Source organism: Rhodopirellula maiorica SM1 (assembly GCF_000346295.1).
GTDB classification, from domain to species: domain Bacteria; phylum Planctomycetota; class Planctomycetia; order Pirellulales; family Pirellulaceae; genus Novipirellula; species Novipirellula maiorica.
Window position 1 is genome coordinate 1 of the sequence record NZ_ANOG01000564.1, and the last position, 1,906, is coordinate 1,906.

Annotated in this window: 1 protein-coding gene; it reads right to left on the bottom strand. The window is 53.2% G+C overall.

What is annotated here, in order from left to right:
- Window positions 1-222: 222 nt before the first annotated feature.
- A complete protein-coding gene (locus RMSM_RS18025) occupies window positions 223-1,389 on the bottom strand; it encodes an FAD-dependent monooxygenase (RefSeq protein ID WP_040767880.1) in 1,167 nt (388 codons plus the stop codon).
- Window positions 1,390-1,906 lie beyond the last annotated feature (517 nt).

Below are 1,906 nucleotides of genomic sequence, written 5' to 3' on the forward strand. Positions count from 1 at the left end.
GCATACAAAACATTAAACCGATCGTCGTCCAATCGGACTCGTGGCCCGCACCACGGCCTTGTTAAGTGCAATCACAGCTCGAGCGTCTCCAGCTGTCATGTCACGGATTGTGGGTTGGTCCAAGCGGCTGTCCTTAATGCATAACGGTTTTGCACAACCGGGCCGCCGCGATCGATGCTCTTCTTAAAACGCGTGACCGGCGGCTCTGCGTTTCTGACTTGGTTATCCGCCGATCGGCAGGCCATCGCTCCAAGCAGAGGCCATCCCCAAAGCCATTTTAGTATAGTCTGTTTCGACGGCATTACGGTCACGCAACGCACATGCTTCCGCATCGGTATCAAATAAGTTGGATGCGAAAACTCGGCCTCCCATGACGATTCGAGCTGTCTTATTCAATCGTTTTTGAGTAAAATTAGCCATTGCGTTTTCTAAATCACTAGGTGAAGCAGAAATCTCCTGAGCAAGAAACCAAGCATCCTCAAGCGCCTGTGCGACCCCCTGGCCCGATGTTGGAAGCGCCGCATGCGCCGCGTCTCCAATCATGAGCACATTATCTCGATGCCAGTTTGGTACCGGGTCGTGATCGAAAAGTGCCAAGCATTTTGTGTTCGTGTTCGATGCGGACCGAACGATTTCGCTAACGACAGCAGGCCAGCCATCGAAAGTCTGCTTCAACTGACGGATGTTTGTGCCATTGCGGGTAATTGATGGCTCTGGCACTGCCAGGCCGCCAGCCCAGTATGCCGTATTTGCAGAAACGGGGACCACTCCAAAACGTGCTCCTACACCCCAATAGTCACGGACTTCGAAACGGTCGAATACGGGTTGGTCCCATCGGTGAATACCAATCCAATTGACGAATCCCTGATAAACAGGGCGACTGTCGTTCGTGATGTATTGACGCGCTTTGGAGTTCATCCTTCCGTCAGCCCCAATGATGAGCGTCGGTGAAACGGACGTGCCATCTGCGAATAGGACATGGCAACCGTCGCCAGTACGCTCAATCGCAGTAGCATGTGCGTTGAAGGTAATGGGGATTCCGCATTCTTCTGCGCGTTGCAGCAGCACGCGCATCAGATATTCGCGCAGAACGGCAAGGCTGGGAAACCCCATTGCCGCATCAAGTTGTCGAACGTTCAGACTCCCCAGTTCGACATTGTTGTGCGTGGTACGTCGCATGGCGGTGATTTTTCTAGCGACAGTATGTAACTCATCGAGAATCCCGAGTTCGGAGAGCACAAAGGTTGCGTTGGGCCAGCACACGACGCCTGCGCCTAGCTTGTGCACCGATTCTCGGCGTTCAAAAACGCGGACCTTAATCCCGATTTGGCTCAACGTAATGGCCGAAGCCAAGCCCGCGACACCAGCACCAAGTATTGCAACTTCCAAGAAAATGGACTCCGTTCAGGAAGAGATGGGGCGAACGTTGGTGGTCGCCCGGCGACGCCCCAAGATGTTTTAGTCACGAACAGACGTTGCCGCCACTCGCGTGCAACACATGGTTTTTGCGCTGGGTCTGGGGTGCGGACGACTCGCCAATCGGCCTGGCTCCACAGACGTTAGAATACTGGCCGAAGAGGGGCTGAGCAACCGTTGACCGCGCCGCACCCATTCCACAATTTATCGACTATTGCAATTTTCCTGCCACCATTTTCCTGCCAACTCCAACCGAGTAATTGGGTAGGGAAATTGGGGCAGGAAGATGAAAAGAGAGTGACTCTCGAGAACCGTCTTCGTTAAGCAATTTGGGGACAGGCCGTAGCGGGAATTAGCCACGATTCTCACGAATCAACACGAATCCTGAAACCATGTGCCGTGCGCTCTTTAGGCGCCTGATTAGCTCAGCCGTGCTGTTCGATTTGCCGGCAAAAAAAATGAAGGGACAAAAAATATGAAGAATCGATTC